This window comes from Mesorhizobium sp. ES1-3 (assembly GCF_020164795.1).
GTDB lineage: Bacteria > Pseudomonadota > Alphaproteobacteria > Rhizobiales > Rhizobiaceae > Mesorhizobium.
In genome coordinates, this window is record NZ_JAIUGW010000018.1 from 67,823 (window position 1) to 91,513 (window position 23,691).

Sequence of the window (23,691 nt, forward strand, 5' to 3'; positions counted from 1 at the left end):
AGCGTGCCCTTCCGCACCGTGCGGGGGCGGCGTCGCTTGGTGTCGGCGGGCGCGAGAACGAACATGGTGGCAGGCTGGGGCAGCAACAGCCATGCGTCAAGGCACCGTCCAGGCCGATCGTTAGGCCAACCATCGGCAGCGCTTTGCCCAGCCGCCAGCCGCCAGCGGCCTTCCCGCCGCTGGTCGATGCCTTGCGATATCGCGGGTAAAGCGGCTGGATTGTATCCGTGGCCGTTCTATCTTCCCGATCGGGCGTTCTACCAACGGAGCCATCGCCGTGACCGAAACCGATCTCTATCGAGGCTATATCGACTGCCTCAACAATCAGGATTGGCAAAGGCTGCATCGCTTCGTCCATGACGAGGTGCATTATAATGGCGACCGGGTTGGACTGTCGGGCTATCGCGACATGCTGGAACGGGATTTTCGCGAAATCCCGGACCTCTATTTCGATGTCCAGCTGTTGATCTCAGACCCACCGTTCATAGCGAGCCGCCTCCAGTTCAATTGCACGCCCAAGGGAACTTTCCTCGGACTGCTCGTCAACGGCAGGAAAGTCTCCTTCAGCGAGAACGTCTTCTACGAGTTTCTGAACGACAGGATCAGGAACGTCTGGTCCGTGATCGACAAGGCGGCGATCGAGGCGCAGCTTTGATGTCATGCGCCACCTATCCTCTTTGCAGCCGGTGGTAAACTTGCCTACTTTGTCCAGATAGGAGTAGCCGCCGATGGCGAATGTCGAGAAAGTGAGCGTTGCCCTCACGCCCGAAATGGCAACCATGATGCGCGAGGTCGTTGCGGCGGGCGAATACGCTTCGGCGAGCGAAGTCATGCGCGAGGCCTTGCGCGAGTGGAAGTTTCGTCGGGTGCAACGCGACCAAGCCATCGACGAGTTAGGCCGCCTATGGGACGAAGGCATGGCAAGCGGCGATCCCGTAGATGGACGGGATGCCTTCGCCCGGATCAAAGGCAAGCTTGATGCGAGGATTGCCGAGCGCACATCGCGATGACGCTGCGCCTAAGACCGGAGGCCGAAGCTGATATCGAAGCCATCGCGCTTTATATAGCCGAGGACAGTCCCTCGGCGGCATTGCGTTTGGTATGACGAAATCCATGCCCATTGCGAACGCATCGCCGACATGCCGGGCATGGGCATTGCCCGGCCGGAAGTGCGAGCAGGCTTGCGCACGTTCCCCGCGGGAAACTACTTGATCCTCTATCGCCAAACGGACGACGGTGCGGAGATCGTGCGTGTTATTCATGGCGCACGGCGGTGGCAGGAATTGTTGTAGCCCGACGGCTTGCGTCCTCGAAGTTCGGTGCGCTTGCATGATCGCCAAGGCACCAGCAATGCGCGCACGCGTTCTTGTGGCCGTCTTTGACCGCGATCGTTCGAAAAATTCGATCATTCTAACTAGAATAATTCGTTGGAAAGATCGATTGTGAAATGGCATTTCCCCGGCATGCCCGCCTGGAGAATTGCATTGTCTTCCCTGACCCGCATTGCGAACGATATTCCGAAAAGCAGGATTTCCGCCGATCTGGTCGCCGGCCGCAAGCGTCTCGATTCCCTTTGGAACGGCATCATCCCCGGCATCGTGCTGGTGGCGATGATCACCGCCGTCGCCTTCTCCGCGCGCAATGTCTCCGGCTTCGCCTTGTTCAGCCCCATGATCCTGGCCGTCGTCGCCGGCATGATCTATTCCAACGTGCTCGGCACGCCGGCGCACGCCAAGGCCGGCATCGCCTTCTCGCAAAAGCGCCTTTTGCGCTTCGCCATCGTGCTGCTCGGTTTCCAGCTGACGCTCGGCCAGGTCGTCTCCATCGGCGCCGGTGGCGTCGGCATCGTGGCGCTGACCCTTGGCGCCACCTTCCTCTTCACCATCACGCTCGGCCGGCTGATCGGCGTCGACGCCAAGCTGGCGCGGCTGATCGCCGCCGGCACCTCGATCTGCGGCGCCTCGGCGATCGTGGCCACCAACATCGTCACCGATGCGCGCGACGAGGACGTCACCTACGCCGTCGCCTCGATTACTTTGTTCGGCACCGTCGCCATGCTCGGCTTTCCGCTGCTGGCGCCGATGCTCGGCCTCGACCAGCATGCGTTCGGCCTGTGGGCGGGCGCTTCGATCCATGAGGTGGCGCAGGTCATCGGCGCCGGTTTCCAGAACGGCACCCAGTCCGGCGAGATCGCCACGGTGGCCAAGCTGACGCGCGTTGCCATGCTGGCGCCGATGGTCATCGCGCTCGGCCTGACGGCGCGCCGCGGGAGCAACGACCAGTCGGCGGCGCGACCGCCCATGCCATGGTTCGTCGCCGCTTTCGTCGCCGTCGTGGCGCTGAACAGCCTGGTCGCGATGCCGGCTGAGGTGAAGCAGGCAATGGCGATCGCCACCACCATCATGCTCACCATGGGACTGGCCGCCATGGGCCTTCAGGCCGACATCTCGCAGTTGCGCTCGCGCGGCCTGCGCCCGCTGGCGCTCGCCTTCTGCGCCTTCCTGTTCATCGGCTGCTTCAGCCTGATGCTGGTGAAGTTGGCCTGAGACGGGCTGAGCCCTATCGCCGGAGCAATTCCAAAAGTGCGTAGCGGTTTTCCCGGGAGAAGCGCGTAGCGCTTCCCCTTGGGAATTGCGTAAAAACAAGAAGTTAGAGCTGGCCGGAGATTCTATCGAACACCGAAACGCGCCAATTGGGAATCGAGACCACTTCGGCTAGGGTCCGCCTGTCAGCACAGAGCCTCGCCCCATGCCGTTCGTTCCCCTACCCTTCGTCGTCGCGCTGTTGCTGTTCATCCTGCTCTGGGTCGTCGCCAGGCGCGAGGATGAGGCTGCGCCCAACCTGCCGCTTCTTGGCCTGATCCTGCTTGCCGCGCTGCAATCCGTATTGACCGGCCTGCGTTGGGGTTATGGCATCCGCGAGGTCGGCTACATCGCTCCCGTCTCCGCCGCCATCATGCCCTCGCTACTCTATGCCGGCGTCTCGAAGCTGGTGCGCACCAGCGACCGCCGGTGGCCGGCCTTGCTGATGCTCCATGCGGCGCCGGCTGCAATCGTCATGCTGCTGATCATCGTCTGGCGCTACGCGGTGGACGTGGCGCTCATCGCAATTGACTTTATCTACGCAGCGGCCATCCTGTGGCTGTTGCGGTCCGGTGCGGATGGGCTTCGGCTGGCGCCTTTCGACGGCGCTGTGCCTGCCTACAGGGCCATCATCGCGGCGGCATCGGCACTGTGCCTGTCGGCCCTGGTCGACATGCTGGTGTCCTTCGAGCTGGCATCGGGTCATGGCGACCGTGCCGCGACGATCATCGGCATCGCCAATCTTTTCATTCTCGTCATTGTCGGGGTGGCGGCGGCAGCGGCCAGCCAAAGCCATGTTCCCGGCGCCGTCGCCGATCCGGTGGACGTTTCATCGCCGCCCTCTGCCGGCGAAGACGCCGACACGATCGCCCAGGTGAACGAGCTGATGCAGGAGAAGAAACTCTATCGCGACGCCAATCTCAACCTCAATCGGCTTGCCCGGCGCGCCGGAATTCCGGGGCGGCAGATCTCGGCAGCCATCAACCGGGCGATGGCCAGGAACGTCTCGCAATATGTCAATGAACACCGCATCGCCGAGGCCTGCCGGCTGCTCGGCGAACCCGGCCGGTCAGTCACCGAAATCATGTTCGCCGCCGGCTTCCAGACCAAATCGAACTTCAACCGCGAGTTCCGCCGCGTGACCGGCACGACCCCGCTCGCCTGGCGCGAGAAGAACGCGCAGGCGCCATCCCTTGCGAGCCCCGCGAGCGGCTGAATACGCCGTTCCGCGGCGGCCGTACCAGATCGCGATTATGGACGTCCTCGATCGCGATCGAGGTCGCGGGCGCTGCCCGGATCCGGCGACATCGCGTCATCGACACGGCGACCGAAGCTGTTGCCCGTAGCCTTCGGGGTTTCCAGCGATGGCGCGCTTTCGGCGAACGGAGGACTTGATGAAATTTCGAACCATGCTTTGCGCGATCATCGTTTCCACGCTTGCGATGCAAGAGCAGGCCAATGCCGGCGACGCCGTCGGCGTTCGCCATATTGCCGCCCGATCGGTGGAGCGCGGCAGCGATCTCGACGTCACCGTCTGGTACCCGGCAGAACCGGGCGGCGTGGCTGTCACGCTCGGCGACAGCCAGCTCTTCACCGGAACCTCCGCCGAGCGCGATGCGCCGATATCCCTCGGCAAATTCCCGCTCATCCTGCTCTCGCATGGGGCCGGCCTGGCCGGCACCCCGCAAGCCCTGAGCTGGATAGCGACGCCACTGGCGAGCCAGGGCTTCATCGTCGCCGCGCCCACCCATCCGGGAAATGGCGGGAAAGACAGGTCCGCCGCCGAGACGATGAAACTGTGGCTGCGGCCCGCCGATCTCACGGCAACCCTGGACGCTATCGAGAAAGAGGCCTCCTTCCGGGATCGTGTCGAGCAAGGCAAAGTGGGCGCCCTTGGCCTGTCCATGGGCGGCGGCACGGCGCTGGCCATTGCCGGCGCGCGTCTCGACCCGAAGCTGCTGGCGGCCTATTGTGATACCGACCTGCTCAACGCCTCGCTATGCGGTTGGGTGAGGCAAAGCGGTGTCGACCTCCACACCATGGACATGCGGTTCGCCGGACGGGACAACAGCGACCGGCGCGTCCGCTTCGTCATGGCGATCGACCCCGCGCCATCGGATGTCTTTGAAGCCGGGAGCTTTTCCGGCATCAAAATCCCGGTCGATATCGTCAATCTTGGCCAGCCGGGGAAAATTCCCGCGACGGCCGATGCGTCGGGCATCGCCAAGGCGATCCCCAATGCCAGCTATGCGACGATCGGGGATGCCAGCCATTTCAGCATGTTCGGGGAGTGCAAGCCCGGCGCGCCGGCGCTGATCATATCCCAAGAAATCGGCGATCCCGTATGCGACGACGGCGCGGGCCGATCACGCGGCCAGATTCATGCGCAGCTAATCGAGATGGCACGCGCTGCCTTCACGCGCGCGCTGAAGGCAGAACCATAGGCTTGCAAGGCAGCACTCTGCGGCGACGCTTATCTCAATGGCGAGCGCTCAGTCCTGGAACGAACTCGCCGCGACATAGATCGCCGCCAGCGCCTCGATGCCGGCCTGGTCGGCACTGTCGAAACGGCCGGGCGTCGGGCTGTCGAGATCGAGCACGCCGAAGACGCCCTCCTCATCTTCCAGCAGCACCACCAGCTCGGAGCGCGAGGCGGCGTCGCAGGCGATGTGGCCGGGGAAATCATGCACGTCCTTGATCAGCATCGAGGTGCCGAGCTCGACCGCCGTTCCGCACACGCCGTTGCCGACAGCGATGCGCACGCAGGCCGGCTTGCCCTGGAAAGGGCCGAGCACCAGTTCCTCGTCCGATGCCAGGAAGTAGAAGCCGGCCCAGTTGAGGTCGGGCACCATCTGGAAAATCAGCGCCGAGGTGTTGGCGGCGTTGGCGATCGAAACGCCCTCGCCCTCCAGCAATGCCTTCAGTTGCGCGGCGAGGTCTCGGTAGAACGCGGCCTTGTCCGAGGTGTCGATGGCCTTGGCGGCGAACATGGCTTGTCTCCGTATTGAGGATCGCGGTTCCGTTTTTCCGCAAACGCCCTGCACCAAACGACCACCGGACGATACTAGCTTGAATTCCAGTCGCCGCGAAAGTCGGAAGAAGATGCCCTGTCGGACTTGGCAGCACGGCACGTCCATCGAACCGTGCTGCCTTGATCAAGAAGGCAAGTTCGTCAGCCGGCGGGTTTGTACGCGCCCGCAGCCTTTTTGGCGGCCGCGAGCACTGCCTTCATATCGAGTTCCTCCAGTACAACCATCTCGGTCAGCGAGCCGCTCGCTCGCACCGCAACGGACATGCCAATCCCCGCTGACTGGTCCGGCACCTCGCCATTGACAACGACGTCATAGATGCCGCGCGTGAACATCACGCTGCTCACCTTGCCGCCAACGCTTTCAAAAAGCGCCTTGACCGCAGCCTGCCTGTCCGAGCCTTGCATCAATCCTTTGGCGGCATGAGGCGCATAGTTTGCCAAGATAGTCACTTTCATGGGTATTTCCTCCAAATGTCATTGTCTCGTGCTGCTCCATAATTCGAGCGGCACGGAGTGATTTATTTTTCGGAACAATCGCAGGCGCCCCCGGGACGCGTCGGCGGCCAAGGGCTCGCTGCCAGATAAATATGCTCTCAAGCTAATATAATGACAATACCGGACACTCCGACGCTGCCGACAGGAAGTTGTCTGGCTGGACCACGCTCGGCCAACGGCATCGAGCTGGCGCCGTGGACGCGCGATGTGGTCTGAGGTTGAACGGCCAGTAGCGGCGCGGCCTTACACCGGGCGCTTGGGTTCGCCCTTTTGTGGCGTTGCCGTATCTGAATCGGACTTCTTGTGCTTGTCGGCGGCAATCCTGCGGATGCGGTCGAAGCGGCTTTCCTCGGTCGTCTCGGTCGTGACGACCGTCTCTGGCTTCTGCGCGAACAGGATCATGGATCGATCTCCTGGGCTAGAGGCCAGCGCGCCGGAAGAAAATCCCCCGGCGGTAATATCGAACTTCAGTGAGCAGCCGGCGTGGCTGATTGAGGCAGGCCTGGAAAGCGGCTTCGATGAAGCCACCCCCGCAGGTCGACCGAACCCTTACTAGCCGCCCATTCCGCCGCCACCACCCGCCGGCGCCGCATCCTTCGGCGGGATGTCGGTGATCATCGCTTCGGCGGTTATCAGCAAGGCCGCGATCGAGCCGGCGTCCTGCAATGCCGTGCGCACCACCTTCGCCGGGTCGACGATCCCAGCCTTGATCATGTCGACATAGACCTCGTTCTGGGCGTCGAAGCCCTGATTGTGGTCCTTGCTGTCGGAGAGCTTGCCGACAACGATCGAGCCCTCGACGCCGGAATTCTCGGCGATCTGGCGGATCGGCGCCTCAAGCGCGCGAAGCACGATGGAGATGCCGGCGGTGACATCGGCATTGGCGCCGTTCAGGCCTGATAGCGCCGACCGGGCACGAAGCAGGGCGACGCCGCCGCCTGGCACGATGCCTTCTTCCACGGCCGCACGGGTGGCGTTCAGCGCGTCGTCGATGCGGTCCTTCTTTTCCTTCACTTCCGATTCGGTGGCGCCGCCGACGCGGATCACGGCAACCCCGCCTGACAGCTTTGCCAGCCGCTCCTGGAGCTTTTCCTTGTCGTAGTCCGAGGTCGTCTCCTCGATCTGGCCCTTGATCTGGGCGACGCGCGCCTGGATGGTCGCCTTGGTGCCCGCGCCGTCGATGATCGTGGTGGTGTCCTTGTCGATCAGCACGCGCTTGGCGCGGCCGAGCATCTCGATGGTGACGTTTTCAAGCTTGATGCCGAGATCCTCGGAAATCATCTGGCCCGATGTGAGCACCGCGATGTCTTCCAGCATCGCCTTGCGACGGTCGCCGAAGCCCGGTGCCTTGACGGCCGCGACCTTGAGGCCGCCGCGCAGCTTGTTCACGACCAGGGTAGCGAGGGCCTCGCCTTCGACGTCCTCGGCAATGATCAGCAGCGGCCTGCCGCCCTGCACCACCGCTTCGAGGATGGGCAGCATCGCCTGCAGATTGCCGAGTTTTTTCTCGTGGATGAGGATATAGGGGTCCTCGAGTTCAGCGCGCATCTTGTCGGCATTGGTGACGAAGTAGGGGCTGAGATAGCCGCGGTCGAACTGCATGCCTTCAACGACGTCGAGTTCGGTGTCGGCGGTCTTGGCTTCCTCAACGGTGATGACGCCGTCATTGCCGACCTTGTTCATCGCCTTGGCGATCATTTCGCCGACACTGGCGTCGCCATTGGCGGCAATGGTGCCGACCTGCGCGATCTCGGCCGACGACTTGACCTTCTTTGCCTTCGCCTTGATTTCCCCGACGACGGCGGCGACGGCCTGGTCGATGCCGCGTTTCAAATCCATCGGGTTCATGCCGGCGGCGACCAGCTTGGCGCCTTCGCGCAGGATCGAAGCGGCCAGCACCGTGGCTGTCGTGGTGCCGTCACCGGCGAGGTCGTTGGTCTTCGAGGCCACTTCGCGCACCATCTGCGCGCCCATGTTCTCGAACTTGTCCGCAAGCTCGATTTCCTTGGCAACGGCGACGCCGTCCTTGGTGATGCGCGGGGCGCCATAAGCCTTGTCGATGATGACGTTGCGGCCCTTGGGACCCAGAGTCACCTTCACCGCATTGGCGAGGATTTCGACGCCGCACAGCATGCGGTCACGCGCATCGGTGGAGAATTTGATTTCCTTGGCAGACATGATTTTTTCCGTTCGAGTTTGAGGGGGCCAGTCGCCGCGCCGAACGCGCGGCGCTCCAGTCAGGCGGCCTTCTTGGCTTCGACAGCCCTTTCGATGACGCCCATAATGTCGGCTTCCTTCATGATCAGCAGGTCTTCGCCGTCGATCCTGATCTCCGTCCCCGACCATTTGCCGAACAGAACCAAGTCGCCGGCCTTGACGTCGAGCGGAACGAGCGCGCCCTTTTCGTCGCGTGCCCCCGGACCGACGGCAATGACTTCGCCTTCCTGCGGCTTTTCCTTGGCATTGTCGGGAATGATAATGCCGCCCTTGGATTTAGTATCGCCTTCGGCGCGCCGGATGACGACGCGGTCGTGGAGTGGACGGAACTTCATGGGAACTTCTTTCTGGGGCCGGCATAGGCGACCGCGCCCTCTCCTATAGGCGGTTTGGCACTCGATAGATAGGAGTGCCAAAATTTATCGTGAGACGAATTAAATATTAGAAGTATTATTTCAGCGCTCGGTTTCTCCACGCCGGCAAGGGCCCAAATAATTCGAAAGATTGAATTTTTCCTGCCGAGCCCCTATTTATCTGACAAGTTCGTTTTCACGATTTCAGCATGAAGGAGATTTGTTCGATGGCCGATGGCAATCACACTCTGATGGAAAAAGCCCAAGCCCGCTTTGTCGACAAGCAGAAGAAGACGGCCGAGCACAACAAGGCAACCGCTGAATACATGTCCGAGGCGCGGGCCAGGGAGATCAAGACGAAACGACTGAGAGAGTTGCGGCTGGCCAAGGAAGAAGCCGACCGCATGGCGGAAGCCCAGAACCCGGCACCGAAGAAGAAACGGGCGGTAAAGAAGGCCTGATGCATGTCGCCCAAAAGTGGCCTCGGCTTTGGGAAACGACAATGAAGCAGGCTACCTAGCCACATTCGACACCGAGAGCAGCGTCGAAGGTCTACGGTCGCTCCCGCGAGAGCATCTATGTGTTGGCAGCCGACGATTCGGCTGAGAGGGCAAAGGAATAATTCCTGGGGAGGTTCTTTGGAGGCCTCGCCTGGGGATCGAACCGAGGCTTCGGATATCTGCAGTCTCCAGCGTAGCCGCTCCGCCACGCGGCCATCGCAGTCGAACTAGCGGGCAGTTGCCGCTCCGCTTCGTCGCAGCCCGCCGGCCGTCTTGATGGCATAGGGCGGAGCCGCTCATCGGCCCAGCATGGAATCCAGCACCGGAAGGCTAACGATCGACGCCATTGCGATCAGACCATAGCAGGCCCAGCGATAGCCGCGTTCGCTCGTGCGGCCAAACAGATGCGAGCCGAGATAGAGACCAAGCCCGTAGGATGGGCCCGCCGCCAGCGCCAGGGCGAGGACGGGCCGCGTGATCAGCCCGCCCGCAAGGTAACTGGCCGCCGCCAGTGCGCTCGACAAGGCGAAATACAGGATGATGTTGGCGCGCACGACTTCGCCATTGCCGCCTCCGCCAAGCCAATAGGCCACGACCGGCGGGCCGCCGACCTGAGCGGCGCCGGAGAAAAAGCCGGCGAGCCAGCCGACGCCGACCGTCAGCGTCGTTGCAGGGCGGCCATGGTATCGCCAACCCGACATCAGAAGGCCAAGCAGCACCACCACCAGCACAATGATGCCCCAGCGCAGCGCCAGCGGGTCCATCCGCGTCAGCGCATAGGTGCCGAGCGGGACGCCGACCAGCGCGCCGAGCGTCATCGTGCCGACACTTGGTCGGTCGGCCAACAGCCAGCCGCGCGGCAGCAGGCCAAGGGCCGCGACCGCATCGATGATCAGCAACAGCGGGGCCGTCGATTTCGGCCCGATGATCGAGCTTGCCAGCGGCATGAAAATCAGGGCCGCACCGAAGCCGGAAAACCCGCGCGCCAGGCCGGCGATGAAAGCGACGGCGCGCTTCTCTCCAGGGATGGACACAGCGACCTTACCGCAGCATTCTCACAGCATCATCCTGAAATATCTCCTGGCAAAGCTGCAAAAATGCACGATCTCGACTGGAATGACTTGCGTCATGTGCTGGCGCTGGCCCGTGAAGGGTCCTTCGCCGCCGCCGGCCGCCGGCTTGGGCTGGATCCGACAACGGTAGCGCGCCGCCTGCGCGCGATCGAGCGTGCGCTCGGCGTGCGCCTGTTCGAACGCGGCGCGGAAGGCGAGATGCGGCCGACGCAGGCCGGTGAGATCGCGGCGGATCGGGCCGAAGCTGTCGAGGCAGAGATCAGCGGGCTGGCCCTTGCGGTCGAGGGGGCCGACAGCGAGATCATCGGCACCGTGCGTGTGACCGCCGTGCCGATCCTCATCAACCGGGTGCTGATACCTGCCATCGCCAACCTTGTCGCCCGCCATCCCGGCCTGCGGCTGGAACTGGTCGCCGATCCCCATGATGTCAGCCTGACCCGCCGCGAGGCGGATATCGCGCTTCGGCTGGCCCGGCCCGGCCCGGAAACCGGCAGCCGGATCATCGCCAGGCGCATCGGCACGCTCGCCTATGCCCCCTATGCCGCGCGCCACCTGTCGGTGCCTGATCTGCCCGGGCAGATCCCCGATCTGCCCTGGCTGACCTATGAGGACGGCATGGCATCTCTGCCGCAGGCGCGCTGGATTGCCGGCGTCGCCCGCAAGGATGGTTATGCCCAACTCGCCGTCAACGATGCCGAGCCGCTGCTGCAGGCGGTCCTCGCCGGCCTTGGCCGTTCGCTGCTGCCCTGCATCGTCGCCGATCGCATCGCAGCGCTTGCGCGAATGCCGGCGGACCCGTTCCCGACGCGCGAACTGTGGTTGCTCACGCATCCCGACCTTCGCCACCTCGCCCGCGTCGCGGCGGTCACGGCGTGGATAGAAGCAACGATCCGGCGGCTCGAAGACGACACCTAGCCCTCATGCCGCGGCGCTGTGCCCTTTCACTTGCCCCTCGGCCTTGAAGATGCGGAACGTGTTGCGGCCTGCGGCCTTGGCGGCATAGAGCGCGGTGTCGGCCTGCATGAACAGGTCGCAGGGCTGGCCGGCCTCGGTGAAGGCAATGCCGACCGAGGCGCCCAATCTGAGCGACTGGCCACGGACGGGAAGCGGCTTGGCCATCGCCTCGATGAGATGGCGCGCCATGCCGGAGACGGCAGCTCGATCGAGATGCGGCCCAAGCAGCACCGCGAACTCGTCGCCGCCGACGCGCGCCACCAGTTCGGCCTCGCCGCAACCGCCGGCAAGGCGTTCTGCCGCGGCCTTCAGGCACTCGTCGCCGACGACATGGCCGAATGTGTCGTTGACGGCCTTGAAGCCGTCGAGGTCGATCAAAAGCAGCGCGCCGACGGGTCGGCCCTCCTCCGTATGCCCGAGCCGCGCCTGGAAGCGGGCGCGGTTGGCAAGCCCGGTCATGGCGTCGAATTCGGCCAGATAGCGCATCCGGTCCGAGAGGATTTTTTCCTCGGTGATGTCCTGCTTCATGCCGAAGATGCGCACGGGCACGTCAGCCTCGCATTCGACGGTGGCGGTGATGCGGATCCAGCGGCGATGCCCGGCCACGGTCGTGATCTCGGCATCGAGGGTGAAGCCGCTGCGCTCGGCAATGGCCCGGCCGCGCAGACTATCCAGTGCCTTGCGCGATTCAGCCGGATAGCACTTGATGATCTCGCCGCGGTCGAGCACCGAGCCGCGCGGCAGGTCGAACAGGTCGTAGACCACGTCGGTCCAGGTAAGTCGCTCGTCGGGCAGGCTGCATTCCCACACGCCGATGCGCGCCGCGGCCGACGCCCGGTCGAAGATCTTGCGGCTGTGGGCCAGCGAAACATCCTGACTGGCGATCAGCGCCGCCTGCGCGGCAAGTTCCGCCTCGAGCCTGGCGATGGTCGCGGCATCGTGGCGCGGTTCGTCGGCGCTGCCTTGCCCCATCCGCTTGCCGGGTAGCGAGGCCGGGTCTTTCGGAGTGCAGGATGCATCGGGCATGGAGGAACTCCTGGCGGGCGACCACCATGGCGCAACAGCCCTTAAAACTTCGCTGACGGCAGGCCTGGTTTTGATGGAGCGATTGTCGAAGTCGGCGCCGCCCCTCATCTGCCTGCCGGCATCCTCTCCCCGTATAGGGACGGGGAGAGGGGCGCTTATTGATGGCTTCGCCAATCGCCAACGTTGCAAAAGAGGGCGCCGAGGTCGCGGCCGCCCCTTCTCCCCGTCACTATACGGGGAGAAGTGCCCGGCAGGGCGATGAGGGGCAGCGCCACCGCTCGGAATGGCGTGGTGGAATGGAGGAGCTTATCCAACACTTTTCCCCTTGAACCCACACCCGATCTGGCCTAGCCTTGAATGAGAAAAGGTTTTTCCAGACATTTCCGATCGGGCTCGGCCGCGTGCCGGGCGTTGTTTCGGACAATAAGGGAAAACCTTTTCCCAGATAAGGATTCTCGGCCCGATGGCATCGGACGATCCGCCAGTTCCGGTCTTTCCTAAGCCCGTCACCTTGCGTGACGTGGCCGCCCGGGCCGGCGTCAGCGTCGCCACCGCCTCGAAGGCGCTCAACGACCAGGGGCGGATGACCGCCGAGACCCGCGAGCGCATCCGCGACACGGCGCGCAGCCTGGGGTTTCGTCCCAACAGCCTGGCGCAGAGCCTGCTGAGGCGCCGCTCCTTCACCGTCGGCCTGCTCACCAACGATACCTATGGCCGTTTCTCGCTGCCGCTGATGTCGGGCATATCTGACGCGCTTGTCGATGCCGGCGTCTCGGTGTTCCTGTGCAATGTCGAGGAGGATCCGCGCCTCGGCCAGCTTCATGTCGAGGCCATGCTCGACAAGCGCGTCGACGGCATCATCGCCACCGGCAAGCGCATCGATCGCCATCTGCCCGTCGACCTCTCCAATCTGCGCGTCCCGGTTATCTACGCCTTCACCCAGCCCGATCCCGACGCCGTCGCCTTCGTTTCCGACGATGCCGGTGGCGCGCGGCTGGCGATCGAGCATTTCTGCCGGCTCGGCCGCAAGCGCATCGCCCATGTCACCGGCCCGGCGAGCTTTGCCGTGGTGCACGAACGGGCGCAGGCCTATAGCGCCGCGCTGACCGAAAACGGCCTGCCTGCCATCGAGCCGCTGCTCGGCGCCTGGTCGGAAGCCTGGGGACATGAGGCCGTGGCAAAACTGTTCGACACCAACGGCGAAAAGCCGGACGCCGTCTTCTGCGGCAACGATCAGATCGCGCGCGGCGTCATCGATGCTCTGCGCGAACGAGGCCTCGGCGTGCCCAATGATGTCGGCGTCATCGGCTTCGACAATTGGGAGATCGTGGCCGAGGCGACCCGCCCGCCGCTGACCTCCATCGACATGAACCTGGCAGCGCTTGGACGCGAGGCCGGGCTGACCCTGCTTTCCCTGGTTGGCGGCAAGCCCGCCACGCCGGGCATTCGAAAACTGCCGTGCCGGCTGGTGGTGCGGCAGTCCTGCGGCCGCCTGTCAAATGGCTGAGAAAGACGGCTGAAGAACGAAACGCCGCGATCGGCGGCAAGCCGCGCATCGCGGCCAATGTGGAGGAGGAGAACATGAGGACTTTGATTGCCAAACTGGCCCTGACGGCTGCCGCTCTGGGATGCGGCCTGCAATTTGCCGCCGCCGAGACCGCCAACATCTGGGTACGTGCCGACGGCTCGAACTTCATGCCGAAGATCGTCGACGCCTTCAACAAGGCGAACAAGGACCAGGTCAAGCTCGACATCATTCCCAATGCCGAGATCATCCCGAAATATGGCGCGGCCGCCGCCGGCGGCACGGCGCCCGACGCGTTGTCGCTCGACCTGATCTATACGCCCTCCTTCGCCGCCGCCGGCCAGCTGGAGGACATCACCGACTGGGCGAAATCCCTGCCCTATTTCGCCAGCCTGTCTCCGGCGCATGTGAAGACCGGCACCTACAAGGACCATATTTACGGCCTGCCCTTCTCGGCCGACGCCTCGGTGCTGATCTGGAACAAGAAGCTGTTCAAGCAGGCCGGCCTCGACCCCGAGAAAGGTCCCACCAACTGGGCCGAGATCGAAGCCGACGCCGAGAAGGTCAACGCGCTTGGCGGCAACATCAAGGGCTTTTATTTCTCCGGCAATTGCGGCGGCTGCAACATCTTCACCTTCACGCCGCTGATCTGGGCCTCGGGCGGCGACATCCTGTCGGAGGACGGCTCGAAGGCGACGCTGGACAGCCCGCAACTGCGCGGCGCCATCGATCTCTACCGCTCCATGGTCAAGAAGGATCTGGTGCCGGCGGGAGCCCAGACCGACACCGGCGCCAATTTCTTTGCCGCCTTCGCCGCCGGCAATATCGGCATCTCTCCCTCCGGCGCCTTCGCCATCGGCGCGCTCAACACGCAATATCCCAATGTCGACTACGGCGTCACCTTCCTGCCGGGCAAGGATGGCAACTGGTCGTCCTTTGCCGGCGGCGACAATTTCGTCGTCACCAAGGGCACCAAGAAACTCGCCGTGGTGAAGGAGTTCCTGGACTTCGCCTATTCGCTCGAAGGCCAGACCATCCTCGCCAAATACGGCAGCCTGCCGGTGCGCGGCGACATCGCCAAGGACGCGCTCAAAGATCTCGACCCGCGCTACCAGATCGCCGCCGAAGCCATGGCCAAGGGCAAGACGCCCTATTCCGTGGTGTTCAACGACCTGATCAACTCCGCCAATGGCCCGTGGACGCAGATGATCAACGAGGTCTTCTTCGGCGACGACGTCGACGGCGCGATCGCCAATGCACAGGAAACCATGCAGTCGATCATCGACCAGGCGCCGCAGAAGTAGCGCGCGCCTGTCCGGCCGCCCGCCTGTCTCCCTGGGCGGGCGGCCGGGAATTTGCATCGCTAACGACAGGGCTATCGCGTTGAGACAAGACCCTCTCATCCGGCCGCTACGCGGCCACCTTCTCCCCGCTGGGGAGAAGAGGCTGGCGCCCGTGCCGGCGCCCTCCTCTCCCCTCGGGGAGAGGTCGGATTGCCCCGAATTGCCCTTCGCAATCCGGGTGAGGGGGTACGTGGCCGATGCCCTAACAGCATCGAGCGCTCAACCATGACCACCATCACCGCAACCACCGCCCCGCCCCGCGCTCGCAAACTCGTCGGTGCCGGGCGCCGGCAATGGATCGGCCTGCTCTATGTCGCGCCAGCGATCGCGCTAGTCATGCTGTTCTTCGTCATTCCGCTCGGCATGACGGCGTGGATGTCGCTGCACAACTGGCCGCTGATGGGCGAGCACTCCTTCATCGGCCTCGGCAATTACTGGGCGATCCTGCGCGACACCAGGTTCTGGAACGCGCTGAGATTCACCGGCTACTATACGGTGGTCGTCACCATCGCGATCTTCGCCGTCGCCTTTCCGCTGGCGATCTTCATCGAGCGGCCGCGCCCGTTCACCAATCTCTATCGCACCATGTTCTTCATGCCGGCGGTGGTCGGCTTTGCCTCTGCGAGCCTGCTCTGGTCGTGGCTGCTCAACGTCGATTCCGGCCTGTTCAGCCCAGCCGCCTACGACCTCGGCCTGATCGACAAGAAATTCAACCTGCTCGCCACCTTCCAGCCGGCCTTCTGGTCGATCATCGCCATGGTGGTGTGGAAGGTCGCAGGCTTCACCATGATCATCCTGATGACCGGCCTGCAATCGATCCCGCAGGACCTGCAGGAGGCCGCCGTCATCGACGGCGCCGGGCCGTTCGCCCGGTTCAGGGCAATCACCCTGCCGCTGATGCGCCGCACGCTGGCGCTGGCGCTGATCCTGTCGGTGGCCGGTTCGATCCTGGCCTTCGACCAGTTCTACATCATCCTGCGCGGCGGCCCGCGCAACCAAACGCTGACGGCGGTGTACTGGATCTTCAACCAGTCCTTCGTGTCGTTCAAGCTCGGTTACGGCGCCGCACTCTCGATGGTGCTGCTGGTGATCCTGGTGACGCTCAGCCTCGTCCAGCTCTGGCTGCTGCGCAAGCCAGAGGGGCTCGACTGATGGCGCAGGCGATGTCAGGCACAGGCAAGCTCGCCGCGCGCTTCGCCAGGCACTCCACCGGCATCATCGCCTCGGTGTTGTTCGTGGCGCCGATCGTCTGGACGGTGCTGTCGGCCTTCAAGCCGGGGCAGGAGGCCCGCCTGCCACCGCTGCCGCCTTGGCCGACGACGGGATTCTCGCTCGAAAACTACGCCACGTTGAACAGCTTCGGCGACGGGCTGTGGGTCTCGGCCCAGAACAGCATCTACGTCTCGGTGATGACCGTAATATTGTCGGTCATCATCAGCGTGCTCGCCGGCTACGGTTTTTCGCGGTTCCGGTTTCCCCTGAAGGATCTGTTCTTCGTCCTCATCCTGTCGACGATCATGATCCCGTTCCAGTCGATCCTGACGCCGATCTTCCTGGTGCTGACCAAGCTTGGCCTGCACAACACGCTGACCGGCCTGGTCGGCGTCTATGTGACGCTGCAGCTGCCGTTCTCGATCTTCATGATGCGCAACGCCTTCGACGCGGTGCCGCGCGAGATCGAGGAGGCCGCGCGCATGGACGGCGCCGGCAACGCCACCATGCTCATTAAGGTCATGCTGCCGCTGGTCTGGCCGGGCGTCGTCACCATTGCGCTGTTTGCCTTCCTCGGCGCCTGGAACGAATTCCTCGCGGCCCTGGTGCTGATGACCGACCAGTCCAAATTCACGCTGCCGGTGATGATGACAGCGCTTCAGTCGGGCCGCTTCGGCGCCATCGACTGGGGCGCCGTGCAGGCGGGCGTCACCGTGATGATGGTGCCGTGCCTGATCCTGTTCCTCGCTTTGCAGCGCTTCTACATCCGCGGCCTGATGGCCGGGGCCGTCAAATAACAGATCGAATGGAGTGAGTTCATGACCGGATCGCAAACCGCAAAGACGGCTAGAACGGGCAAGCCGAAGCTCGCCTTCCGCCCGCTGCCGGTGCCGCAGGTCGACGTGCACGGCTTCTGGGGCGACCGCGCCGAGGCGGTGGCGACGCGCACCGCCGACATCCTTTACGACCGCTGCGTGGAGGCGCGCATGCTGGAGCAGATCGACCCCGACCGCCCCTCGCCCGGCATCGTCATTCCGTTCCATTCGCCTTCGCCCGACGAGGCCGCCTCCCCCGGCTTCACCGGTTCGACCGTGACCACGCAGATGTTCTGGGATTCCGATCTCGGCAAGACGATCGAGACCGCGGCCTATTCGCTCTACCGGCGCAAGAACCCTGAACTGGAGAAGAAGATCGACGCCGTCATCGACATGTACGGCAGGCTGCAGCAGGAGGACGGCTATCTCTCCAGCTGGTATCAGCGCATCCAGCCCGGCAAGCGCTGGACCAATCTGCGCGATTGCCACGAGCTCTACTGCGCCGGCCACCTGATCGAAGGCGCGGTCGCCTACTACCAGGCGACCGGCAAGCGCAGGCTGCTCGACATCATGTGCCGCTACGCCGACCACATCGCCTCGGTACTGGGCCCCGAGCCCGGCAAGAAGAAGGGCTATTGCGGCCATGAGGAGATCGAGCTGGCGCTGGTCAAGCTGGCGCGGGTAACCGGCGAACAAAAGTATATGGAGCTGGCCAAATACTTCATCGACCAGCGCGGCCAACAGCCGCATTATTTCGACGAGGAGGCGCGCGCCCGCGGCGCCGACCCGAAGGCCTATCATTTCAAGACCTACGAATACAGCCAGTCGCACATCCCGGTGCGCGAGCAGGACAAGGTCGTCGGCCATGCGGTACGGGCCATGTATCTCTATTCGGGCATGGCCGACATCGCCACCGAATATGGCGACGACACGCTGCGCGTGGCGCTCGACCGGCTGTGGGACGACCTCACCACCAAGAACCTGTACGTCACCGGCGGGCTCGGGCCGTCGGCGCACAATGAGGGTTTCACCAGCGACTACGACCTGCCCAACGAGACCGCCTATGCCGAGACCTGTGCGTCGGTCGGGCTGGTGTTCTGGGCGAGCCGCATGCTCGGCATGGGCCCGAACGCCCGCTACGCCGACATGATGGAGCGCGCTCTCTACAATGGTTCGATCTCGGGCCTGTCGCTCGACGGCTCGCTGTTCTTCTACGAGAACCCGCTGGAAAGCCAGGGCAAGCATAACAGGTGGAAATGGCACCGCTGCCCTTGCTGCCCGCCCAATGTCGGCCGCATGGTGGCCTCCATCGGCAGCTATTTCTACAGCCTGGCGGACGACGCACTTGCGGTTCATCTCTATGGCGATTCCACCGCCCGCTTCGACATGTCGGGCACGCCGGTAACGCTGACGCAGGCGAGCCGCTATCCCTGGGATGGTGCCGTCGAGATCGCGGTCGAGCCGCAATCGCCGGTGGAGTTCACGCTGCATTTGCGGGTGCCGGGTTGGAGCTCCAAGGCCGGCCTCGCCGTCAATGGCGAGACGGTCGACCTCGAGGAAGTCACCAGCGACGGATATACCGCGATCCGGCGCAACTGGACAAAGGGCGATCGTATCCGGCTCGATCTCGAAATGCCGATCGAGCGGCTCTACGCCAATCCCGAGGTCCGGCAGGATGCCGGCCGCGTCGCGCTGTCGCGCGGGCCGCTGATCTACTGCGTCGAGGCATCAGACAATGACACCAGACTGCATCGCCTGACCTTGCCGCGCACGGCCGGCATCGATGCGCATGACGAGCCGGACTTGCTGGGCGGTGTGGTAACGCTTTCAGCCACGGCGAAGGCCGACGCCGACGACGGTTGGCAGGAAGGGCTCTACCGTTCCGAACCGCCGGCCAAGGTCGAGACGCGCCTGACGGCCATCCCCTATTTCGCCTGGGATAACCGCGAGCCCGGCGAGATGCTGGTCTGGCTGCGGGATGGATGAGGTTGGCCGTAACGCCAAGGCCGTTTCCGTGAAACGGTGAACCGCTATCGGTTCATGCTGGGTCTGAGTCAGAATCCGGCGCGATATGAAAGGATCGGTCGGAAAACGACATCGAAGCGGATGTGGATAAGCCAAAGCCAATCGGGTAGCTGGGCTAAAGGTCTTTCTTGCTCAGTCGCGCGCTGCAGGCTTCGGCGTGAAGCTGAATTGAACCTTGTCGTTCAAACCTATAGCGACGTGGACATCTGCAGTGTCTGATAGGGCACTAAACGTCATCTGTCTGAAGTCGGTGGTTCTGCGCGGACCGAGACCGGGTTCAGTGGAACTGAATCCGGCTGGATGGTCGAAGTCCGGTGGCCCGAAAGCTCCCACAACATCGTCCAGCGTCCTCAGACCGCTTGTTGCCTTCCTAAGCCTTTCGAACTCTTCACGGGTCACATGCATGAAAAGATCACCCCTTCGTGAGGCTGGCGTTTGGCCGCCGCAGAAGATGCAGTGATAGATCAGGACCTGCTGTTGAGCAGTTCCAACGAGGTGATACTCATTGAGCTCGGCATCGAACAAAATGGGGATCGACGGTTCCTGGGAAAGCGCCTCAAGTGTCCCGCATTCACATCTGGGGGCCTCGAAATTAGGTGTACTCACCAACTGACCTCCTTGTGTGATCGAACCATTAGGTAGGACGCTGAGAAGCTCACTCCCGAATTTCTAGCACAATGGGCGCTTGCAGCGTAACTGTCGGCTTCCATTTCGCATTTATGATCACGGCCTAGGTCCCGCTTCATTGGGCTGCGACAGGCTGCGACGCATTCAGTGCCGCGGCGCTCCTGTCGACATGCGCCCAGGCTGGCCGTTCGAATAGGAACATGCCGAAACCAATGCGCTGGACGATGAAGTAGAGCACGACGGGGCTTATGATCGAGACCAACAGCACTGCCAGGCTGAGCATGCCCGTGTCGGTCAACAGGCCGCTTGCCAGCGCAGCGCCGCGAAACAGCGACATCGGGATGGTGAAGGCGACATAGACGACCAGTGAGTGTTCGCCGAGCCACCGCAGCCATTCCATGGCGGGAAATTTCGACAGGAAGCCGCCAAGCACGCAAAGCGCCACCGCTCCAGCGACGGCCAGCACCAGATGCAGCGGCGGCCATGCCGCCAAGCCCATCCGCATGCCGACGGGCTGCATGGCATAACCCGGCGAATACACCAGCAGGCCGTTGACAACAGCCCACAGCAGCAGCCCGGCAACGGCCAGCGCCGGGCGGGCTTGCGTCCATTCGACGAGCCGGAACACCAGCGGCGCCATCACGAAGCCGACGTAGAAAAAGACGAAATAGGCCGCGAATTGTTCGACCGCATAGCTGTCCGGATGGGGCGCCCACATCTGCAGGCAGGCGGCGATCGGGATGACGATCCAGGCAGGGACGGCGAACTGCCGCAGCAGTTTCGCGGCAAGGCCGAACACCGCCAGCATGTAGATGAACCACAACACGCCATAGGGCTGGACGACGGCCATTGCCAGGTCGTGCAGCATGCCGGCGGGATCCCGGCTGAAAATGCCGATCTTCAGCCCGATCGAGATGATCGCCCACAGCACGTAGAAATAGAGATAATGGACGACGCGCCGGTCGATATAGCGCCGCCACGGCCGGTCGATCACCTGCGACAGGAAAAGCCCCGAGATCAGGAAGAATTCGGGCATCCGAAACGGCGTCGCGAAGCCGATGACGTAGTGGAGGAAGCCGACGCCGCCCGTGTACTCGCCGGTGTTGTAGGCTGAGTACATCATGACCACGAGGATGATGGAGAGGCCTTTGGCCGTATCCACCCACGGCATGCGCATCGGGCTTTTCATGGCGGCGAATCCAGACCGGGCCGGCCCGGCTGGCCAGCCATCATCCGGCGATGTCTACCACCATCAAGCTTCCCAGATCGTAAACGCGCCTTTCTTCTACGTCGGCGCTGCCCCTCACTGTCCTGCCGGACATCTCTCCCCGCAAACGGGGCGAGAGGCGCTACCGCAACGCCGGCGCATTTATTGCAACGTGGACAATTGGCGAAAGCAGCCACGATAGCGTCCCTCTCCCCGTCACTATACGGGGAGAGGATGCCGGCAGGCAGGTGAGGGGCAGCACCGACGGCGACCGCTAAATGATAGGACCGTGACGCAGCGGATTTAACGCCGCGCCTTCGACTTGTTCAGCGCCACGGCGGCGTGTACCAGCGCCTTGAAGGCCTCCTCGTTGACCTCTTCGCCTTTCTGGAAATCGATGGCGCGGCGCGTATTGCCTTCGAGGCTGGAGTTGAACAGGCGTGCGGGATCGGGCAGCGCGGCCCCCTTGGCGAAGGTCAGCTTGACGACGGCCTTGTAGGTCTCGCCGGTGCAGATCATGCCGGCATCCTCCCACACCGGCACGCCGCGCCATTTCCACGTCTCGACCACATCGGGATCGGCTTGATGGATCAGCGCGCGCAGCCGGCCCAGCATCTCGCCGCGCCAGTCGCCCAATTCCCTGATCCTGCCGTCGATCAGCTCGGAGGGAGTTTTGCTGTCCTGCAGTCCGGTGGTCGTCATGTCGTTTCTCCTTCGAACGCTGGAAATAGCGCGCTCACATGCGCTCGCCAGGCAATTGGCTGGCCTGCTTCACCCAGGCGCTGAACTGCGCCTCGTCGAACGCATCGTCCTCGTGGATGTGGAAATAGCGCGTATCCCTGCTCTTGGACGCGACCGGCGGCACCGGATCCAGCAACTGGCCGCGAAAGAAAGCCACCTTGATGTACTTGGTGAAGCAATGGATGTTGAGGAACCAGCCCTCGCTTTCGACGCCGTAGAAGGGCGAGTTCCATTTGACCGGCTTGTGGACACCGGGCACGGCGCGCTCGATGAGCGCGTCGAGGCGTTGGCCGATCTCGCGCTTCCAGCCCGGCATGGCCGCGATATAGGCCTGCACCGGTGCATCGCCATAGCCCTTGGCGATCTGCGGATTGCCGCCGGAAAGCAGCTTCGGCTCAGCCTTGGCGGGCTTGCTCGATTTCCGCTCGGTCTTGGCCATGCCGCTGCCTTCCTATCCGTTGGCCCGCTGCACGCTGCGTCCCCTGGAAACATAGGGCAGCACGAACATATAGAGGCCGCTGAACAGCAAAAGGAACAGCGGCAGGAGCGGCGAATAGACCAGCCAGGCGGGCGGCTGCCCGAACGCCATGGTGGCGAAGTTCGCGGCGACGGTGATCGTGAAAATAATCGACAGCCAGCGATGCGCCTGCCGTATCCATTTGCTCCAGTCCAATTCTGCCTCCTTTGCACTATGCGTTGAAACCCGGCGCCCTACCAGCGCGCCAGCTCTGTGATCTGGACGAGATTGCCGCAGCCATCATTCACCTGCGCGATGGTCGAGCCGGTCACCGCGGTCGGCGCCATGGCGAAGGCACCTCCATTCGCCTTGATGCGCTCGTGATCGCCCTTGATGTCGTCGGTGAAGAGCATCAGCGCCGGCTGTCCCTGCTTGAAGATCGCCTGCTGGTAGGCCTTGGCCGCCGGATTGTCGTTCAGCGCCAGCTGCAATTCGGTCCCGTCGGGCTCTTCGGCCGAGACGACCGTCAGCCAGCGGAACGGACCGTTGCTGAAATCGGCTTTTTTGGTGAAGCCGAGCACATCGGTATAGAAGGCGAGCGCCTTTTCCTGATCGTCGACATAGATGCTGGTCAGTTTGAGTTTCATCGCTTTTTCTCCATAGGTTTTGCTGGCGGAGGACCGCCCTTTACTACCGCTGTGTGGCATTCGGCCTGGCCGGAGACCTCAGTCGGTCCGCGCCAGAAGCTCTTCCAGCTTCTCCAGGAATTGCGGCCACCCCACCTTGGCGCCGCCATAGGCCCGTCTCTGGTCGGGCCGGAAACCGGCCTGCTCCATGCGCAGATGGGTTCCCGTCGACGTTGGGGTGAGCGTGAAAGTCACCACGCTCCTGAGATCGAAAGCCGGATCCTGGTGCGCGAGGTTCCAGCTGTAGGACAGCGTCTTGTGCGGCTCGACGGCAAGCACCTCGCAATCCAGCACGCCGCCCCAGTCGCCGCGGAGGTTGAAGCGATGGCCGACGACCGGATTGAAATCGTTCTTCATCAGCCACTCCTCGATCAGATGCGGTTGCGTCAGCGCGCGCCAGAGTATTTCAGGTGGATGGGAGATTTCCCGCTCGACGACGACAGTGCGGGTCTCCTGGGCACTATCGTTCACTGGTCCATCCTTTTGAGCAAATCCTCGAGGTCGTCGAACCGGCTTTCCCAGAACCCCGCCATCTCACGCGTCCAGTCCATCAGCGGCGCCAGCGCGGCAAGCTGCGCGCTGTAATGCGTCTGGCGACCTTCATGCCGGTCGCGCACCAGCCCGGCCTGCTTCAGCAAGCCGAGATGCTTCGACACCGCCGGCTGCGAGACGCCGGACTGGCTCGTCAGTGCCCCGACCGTCTGCTCTCCCTGGCGGCACAGCCGTTCGAAGATCGCCCGCCTGGTCGGGTCGGCGAGCGTCCTGAAGAGCATGTCATGAGCGTCTGGCATCCGAAATCGATAACCCATTGGCTATTGGTTG

Annotated in this window: 28 protein-coding genes; 13 read left to right on the forward strand and 15 right to left on the reverse strand. The window is 63.4% G+C overall.

Going from position 1 to position 23,691, the window contains the following annotated elements; translation table 11 throughout:
* The first annotated feature begins 277 nt into the window (after positions 1–277).
* The 6 genes from LB536_RS22270 (at position 278) to LB536_RS22295 (ending at position 5,026) form a co-directional block, all read left to right on the forward strand.
* The gene (locus tag LB536_RS22270; RefSeq protein WP_181178776.1) at positions 278–655 is read left to right on the forward strand and encodes an ester cyclase; all 378 of its coding nucleotides are present in this window, start codon (positions 278–280) and stop codon (positions 653–655) included.
* Between the two features lie 73 nt (positions 656–728).
* A complete protein-coding gene (locus tag LB536_RS22275) occupies positions 729–1,010 on the forward strand; it encodes a type II toxin-antitoxin system ParD family antitoxin (protein WP_224596346.1) in 282 nt (93 codons plus the stop codon).
* Positions 1,011–1,148: 138 nt separating this feature from the next.
* Complete coding sequence (locus tag LB536_RS22280; protein ID WP_263489272.1) at positions 1,149–1,292, forward strand: type II toxin-antitoxin system RelE/ParE family toxin; 144 nt, start codon at positions 1,149–1,151, stop codon at positions 1,290–1,292.
* 192 nt (positions 1,293–1,484) lie between these two features.
* Positions 1,485–2,546 (forward strand): YeiH family protein, encoded by a 1,062-nt coding sequence (locus tag LB536_RS22285; RefSeq protein WP_224596349.1) that lies wholly within the window; start codon positions 1,485–1,487, stop codon positions 2,544–2,546.
* Between the two features lie 202 nt (positions 2,547–2,748).
* A complete protein-coding gene (locus LB536_RS22290; RefSeq protein ID WP_224596351.1) occupies positions 2,749–3,798 on the forward strand; it encodes a helix-turn-helix domain-containing protein in 1,050 nt (349 codons plus the stop codon).
* A 178-nt stretch (positions 3,799–3,976) separates the two neighbouring features.
* Positions 3,977–5,026 carry an alpha/beta hydrolase family protein gene (locus LB536_RS22295; RefSeq protein WP_224596356.1) on the forward strand — a complete coding sequence of 350 codons (1,050 nt, stop codon included), beginning with the start codon at positions 3,977–3,979 and terminating at the stop codon, positions 5,024–5,026.
* A gap of 48 nt (positions 5,027–5,074) precedes the next feature.
* Here the strand turns inward: LB536_RS22295 and LB536_RS22300 are convergent, their stop codons facing one another.
* The 5 genes from LB536_RS22300 to LB536_RS22320 form a co-directional block, all read right to left on the reverse strand.
* Positions 5,075–5,572: a GAF domain-containing protein gene (locus LB536_RS22300; RefSeq protein WP_224596358.1), complete on the reverse strand. Its 498-nt coding sequence runs from the start codon at positions 5,570–5,572 to the stop codon at positions 5,075–5,077.
* A gap of 182 nt (positions 5,573–5,754) precedes the next feature.
* Entirely contained in the window at positions 5,755–6,069 is a 315-nt protein-coding gene (locus LB536_RS22305; RefSeq protein WP_224596361.1) for a GYD domain-containing protein, read from the reverse strand.
* 282 nt (positions 6,070–6,351) lie between these two features.
* Positions 6,352–6,510: a hypothetical protein gene (locus LB536_RS22310; protein WP_224596363.1), complete on the reverse strand. Its 159-nt coding sequence runs from the start codon at positions 6,508–6,510 to the stop codon at positions 6,352–6,354.
* A 150-nt stretch (positions 6,511–6,660) separates the two neighbouring features.
* On the reverse strand, positions 6,661–8,286 hold the full coding sequence (gene groL / locus LB536_RS22315) for a chaperonin GroEL (protein ID WP_224596366.1): 1,626 nt from the start codon (positions 8,284–8,286) through the stop codon (positions 6,661–6,663).
* Positions 8,287–8,345: 59 nt separating this feature from the next.
* Entirely contained in the window at positions 8,346–8,660 is a 315-nt protein-coding gene (locus tag LB536_RS22320; protein ID WP_224596369.1) for a co-chaperone GroES, read from the reverse strand.
* A gap of 245 nt (positions 8,661–8,905) precedes the next feature.
* Here LB536_RS22320 and LB536_RS22325 point away from each other — a divergent pair, with 245 nt between their 5' ends.
* Positions 8,906–9,139, forward strand: coding sequence for a hypothetical protein (locus tag LB536_RS22325; protein ID WP_140811386.1), 234 nt, complete (start codon positions 8,906–8,908; stop codon positions 9,137–9,139).
* Positions 9,140–9,474: 335 nt separating this feature from the next.
* Here the strand turns inward: LB536_RS22325 and LB536_RS22330 are convergent, their stop codons facing one another.
* Positions 9,475–10,212 carry a sulfite exporter TauE/SafE family protein gene (locus tag LB536_RS22330; protein WP_224596372.1) on the reverse strand — a complete coding sequence of 246 codons (738 nt, stop codon included), beginning with the start codon at positions 10,210–10,212 and terminating at the stop codon, positions 9,475–9,477.
* Between the two features lie 63 nt (positions 10,213–10,275).
* Here LB536_RS22330 and LB536_RS22335 point away from each other — a divergent pair, with 63 nt between their 5' ends.
* On the forward strand, positions 10,276–11,166 hold the full coding sequence (locus LB536_RS22335; RefSeq protein WP_224596375.1) for a LysR family transcriptional regulator: 891 nt from the start codon (positions 10,276–10,278) through the stop codon (positions 11,164–11,166).
* A gap of 3 nt (positions 11,167–11,169) precedes the next feature.
* On the opposite strand, the gene LB536_RS22340 is transcribed toward LB536_RS22335, so the two are convergent.
* Positions 11,170–12,231, reverse strand: a complete 1,062-nt coding sequence (locus tag LB536_RS22340; RefSeq protein WP_411966565.1) for a diguanylate cyclase domain-containing protein — start codon at positions 12,229–12,231, stop codon at positions 11,170–11,172.
* Between the two features lie 463 nt (positions 12,232–12,694).
* Here LB536_RS22340 and LB536_RS22345 point away from each other — a divergent pair, with 463 nt between their 5' ends.
* The 5 genes from LB536_RS22345 to LB536_RS22365 all read left to right on the forward strand — a co-directional run bounded on the left by LB536_RS22345 (position 12,695) and on the right by LB536_RS22365 (position 19,112).
* On the forward strand, positions 12,695–13,738 hold the full coding sequence (locus LB536_RS22345) for a LacI family DNA-binding transcriptional regulator (protein ID WP_224596377.1): 1,044 nt from the start codon (positions 12,695–12,697) through the stop codon (positions 13,736–13,738).
* Positions 13,739–13,812: 74 nt separating this feature from the next.
* Entirely contained in the window at positions 13,813–15,060 is a 1,248-nt protein-coding gene (locus tag LB536_RS22350; RefSeq protein ID WP_140811389.1) for an ABC transporter substrate-binding protein, read from the forward strand.
* A gap of 264 nt (positions 15,061–15,324) precedes the next feature.
* On the forward strand, positions 15,325–16,251 hold the full coding sequence (locus tag LB536_RS22355; protein ID WP_224596379.1) for a carbohydrate ABC transporter permease: 927 nt from the start codon (positions 15,325–15,327) through the stop codon (positions 16,249–16,251).
* Positions 16,251–17,108: a carbohydrate ABC transporter permease gene (locus LB536_RS22360; RefSeq protein WP_224596381.1), complete on the forward strand. Its 858-nt coding sequence runs from the start codon at positions 16,251–16,253 to the stop codon at positions 17,106–17,108. The genes LB536_RS22355 and LB536_RS22360 overlap by 1 nt, the downstream gene beginning before the upstream one ends.
* A 21-nt stretch (positions 17,109–17,129) precedes the next feature.
* The gene (locus tag LB536_RS22365; protein WP_224596383.1) at positions 17,130–19,112 is read left to right on the forward strand and encodes a glycoside hydrolase family 127 protein; all 1,983 of its coding nucleotides are present in this window, start codon (positions 17,130–17,132) and stop codon (positions 19,110–19,112) included.
* Positions 19,113–19,283: 171 nt separating this feature from the next.
* Here LB536_RS22365 and LB536_RS22370 read toward each other — a convergent pair whose 3' ends face one another.
* From LB536_RS22370 to LB536_RS22405, 8 genes are all read right to left on the reverse strand, one after another.
* Positions 19,284–19,757 (reverse strand): hypothetical protein, encoded by a 474-nt coding sequence (locus LB536_RS22370; protein WP_224596385.1) that lies wholly within the window; start codon positions 19,755–19,757, stop codon positions 19,284–19,286.
* A gap of 136 nt (positions 19,758–19,893) precedes the next feature.
* Positions 19,894–20,967, reverse strand: coding sequence for an acyltransferase family protein (locus LB536_RS22375; RefSeq protein ID WP_224596387.1), 1,074 nt, complete (start codon positions 20,965–20,967; stop codon positions 19,894–19,896).
* A gap of 321 nt (positions 20,968–21,288) precedes the next feature.
* The gene (locus LB536_RS22380) at positions 21,289–21,687 is read right to left on the reverse strand and encodes a DUF1801 domain-containing protein (RefSeq protein ID WP_224596389.1); all 399 of its coding nucleotides are present in this window, start codon (positions 21,685–21,687) and stop codon (positions 21,289–21,291) included.
* A gap of 34 nt (positions 21,688–21,721) precedes the next feature.
* Positions 21,722–22,165: a DUF1801 domain-containing protein gene (locus LB536_RS22385; RefSeq protein ID WP_224596391.1), complete on the reverse strand. Its 444-nt coding sequence runs from the start codon at positions 22,163–22,165 to the stop codon at positions 21,722–21,724.
* 12 nt (positions 22,166–22,177) lie between these two features.
* Entirely contained in the window at positions 22,178–22,399 is a 222-nt protein-coding gene (locus LB536_RS22390; protein WP_140763669.1) for a hypothetical protein, read from the reverse strand.
* A 38-nt stretch (positions 22,400–22,437) separates the two neighbouring features.
* Positions 22,438–22,830, reverse strand: a complete 393-nt coding sequence (locus tag LB536_RS22395; protein WP_140811398.1) for a VOC family protein — start codon at positions 22,828–22,830, stop codon at positions 22,438–22,440.
* A 78-nt stretch (positions 22,831–22,908) separates the two neighbouring features.
* Positions 22,909–23,340, reverse strand: coding sequence for an SRPBCC domain-containing protein (locus LB536_RS22400; RefSeq protein ID WP_224596394.1), 432 nt, complete (start codon positions 23,338–23,340; stop codon positions 22,909–22,911).
* A complete protein-coding gene (locus tag LB536_RS22405) occupies positions 23,337–23,660 on the reverse strand; it encodes an ArsR/SmtB family transcription factor (protein ID WP_140763678.1) in 324 nt (107 codons plus the stop codon). Before LB536_RS22405 ends, LB536_RS22400 begins: the two co-directional genes overlap by 4 nt.
* Positions 23,661–23,691: the final 31 nt, after the last annotated feature.

Excerpts from the sequence above, each read along its gene's own strand:
- LB536_RS22310 (WP_224596363.1), bottom strand. The coding sequence starts at position 6,510 with ATGATCCTGTTCGCGCAGAAGCCAGAGACGGTCGTCACGACCGAGACG.
- LB536_RS22405 (WP_140763678.1), bottom strand. The coding sequence starts at position 23,660 with ATGCCAGACGCTCATGACATGCTCTTCAGGACGCTCGCCGACCCGACC.
- groL (WP_224596366.1), bottom strand. The coding sequence starts at position 8,286 with ATGTCTGCCAAGGAAATCAAATTCTCCACCGATGCGCGTGACCGCATG.
- LB536_RS22360 (WP_224596381.1), top strand. The coding sequence starts at position 16,251 with ATGGCGCAGGCGATGTCAGGCACAGGCAAGCTCGCCGCGCGCTTCGCC.
- LB536_RS22350 (WP_140811389.1), top strand. The coding sequence starts at position 13,813 with ATGAGGACTTTGATTGCCAAACTGGCCCTGACGGCTGCCGCTCTGGGA.
- LB536_RS22320 (WP_224596369.1), bottom strand. The coding sequence starts at position 8,660 with ATGAAGTTCCGTCCACTCCACGACCGCGTCGTCATCCGGCGCGCCGAA.
- LB536_RS22335 (WP_224596375.1), top strand. The coding sequence starts at position 10,276 with ATGCACGATCTCGACTGGAATGACTTGCGTCATGTGCTGGCGCTGGCC.
- LB536_RS22275 (WP_224596346.1), top strand. The coding sequence starts at position 729 with ATGGCGAATGTCGAGAAAGTGAGCGTTGCCCTCACGCCCGAAATGGCA.
- LB536_RS22385 (WP_224596391.1), bottom strand. The coding sequence starts at position 22,165 with ATGGCCAAGACCGAGCGGAAATCGAGCAAGCCCGCCAAGGCTGAGCCG.
- LB536_RS22325 (WP_140811386.1), top strand. The coding sequence starts at position 8,906 with ATGGCCGATGGCAATCACACTCTGATGGAAAAAGCCCAAGCCCGCTTT.
- LB536_RS22300 (WP_224596358.1), bottom strand. The coding sequence starts at position 5,572 with ATGTTCGCCGCCAAGGCCATCGACACCTCGGACAAGGCCGCGTTCTAC.
- LB536_RS22340 (WP_411966565.1), bottom strand. The coding sequence starts at position 12,231 with ATGCCCGATGCATCCTGCACTCCGAAAGACCCGGCCTCGCTACCCGGC.
- LB536_RS22375 (WP_224596387.1), bottom strand. The coding sequence starts at position 20,967 with ATGAAAAGCCCGATGCGCATGCCGTGGGTGGATACGGCCAAAGGCCTC.
- LB536_RS22380 (WP_224596389.1), bottom strand. The coding sequence starts at position 21,687 with ATGACGACCACCGGACTGCAGGACAGCAAAACTCCCTCCGAGCTGATC.
- LB536_RS22305 (WP_224596361.1), bottom strand. The coding sequence starts at position 6,069 with ATGAAAGTGACTATCTTGGCAAACTATGCGCCTCATGCCGCCAAAGGA.
- LB536_RS22355 (WP_224596379.1), top strand. The coding sequence starts at position 15,325 with ATGACCACCATCACCGCAACCACCGCCCCGCCCCGCGCTCGCAAACTC.
- LB536_RS22290 (WP_224596351.1), top strand. The coding sequence starts at position 2,749 with ATGCCGTTCGTTCCCCTACCCTTCGTCGTCGCGCTGTTGCTGTTCATC.
- LB536_RS22395 (WP_140811398.1), bottom strand. The coding sequence starts at position 22,830 with ATGAAACTCAAACTGACCAGCATCTATGTCGACGATCAGGAAAAGGCG.
- LB536_RS22280 (WP_263489272.1), top strand. The coding sequence starts at position 1,149 with ATGGGCATTGCCCGGCCGGAAGTGCGAGCAGGCTTGCGCACGTTCCCC.
- LB536_RS22365 (WP_224596383.1), top strand. The coding sequence starts at position 17,130 with ATGACCGGATCGCAAACCGCAAAGACGGCTAGAACGGGCAAGCCGAAG.
- LB536_RS22295 (WP_224596356.1), top strand. The coding sequence starts at position 3,977 with ATGAAATTTCGAACCATGCTTTGCGCGATCATCGTTTCCACGCTTGCG.
- LB536_RS22345 (WP_224596377.1), top strand. The coding sequence starts at position 12,695 with ATGGCATCGGACGATCCGCCAGTTCCGGTCTTTCCTAAGCCCGTCACC.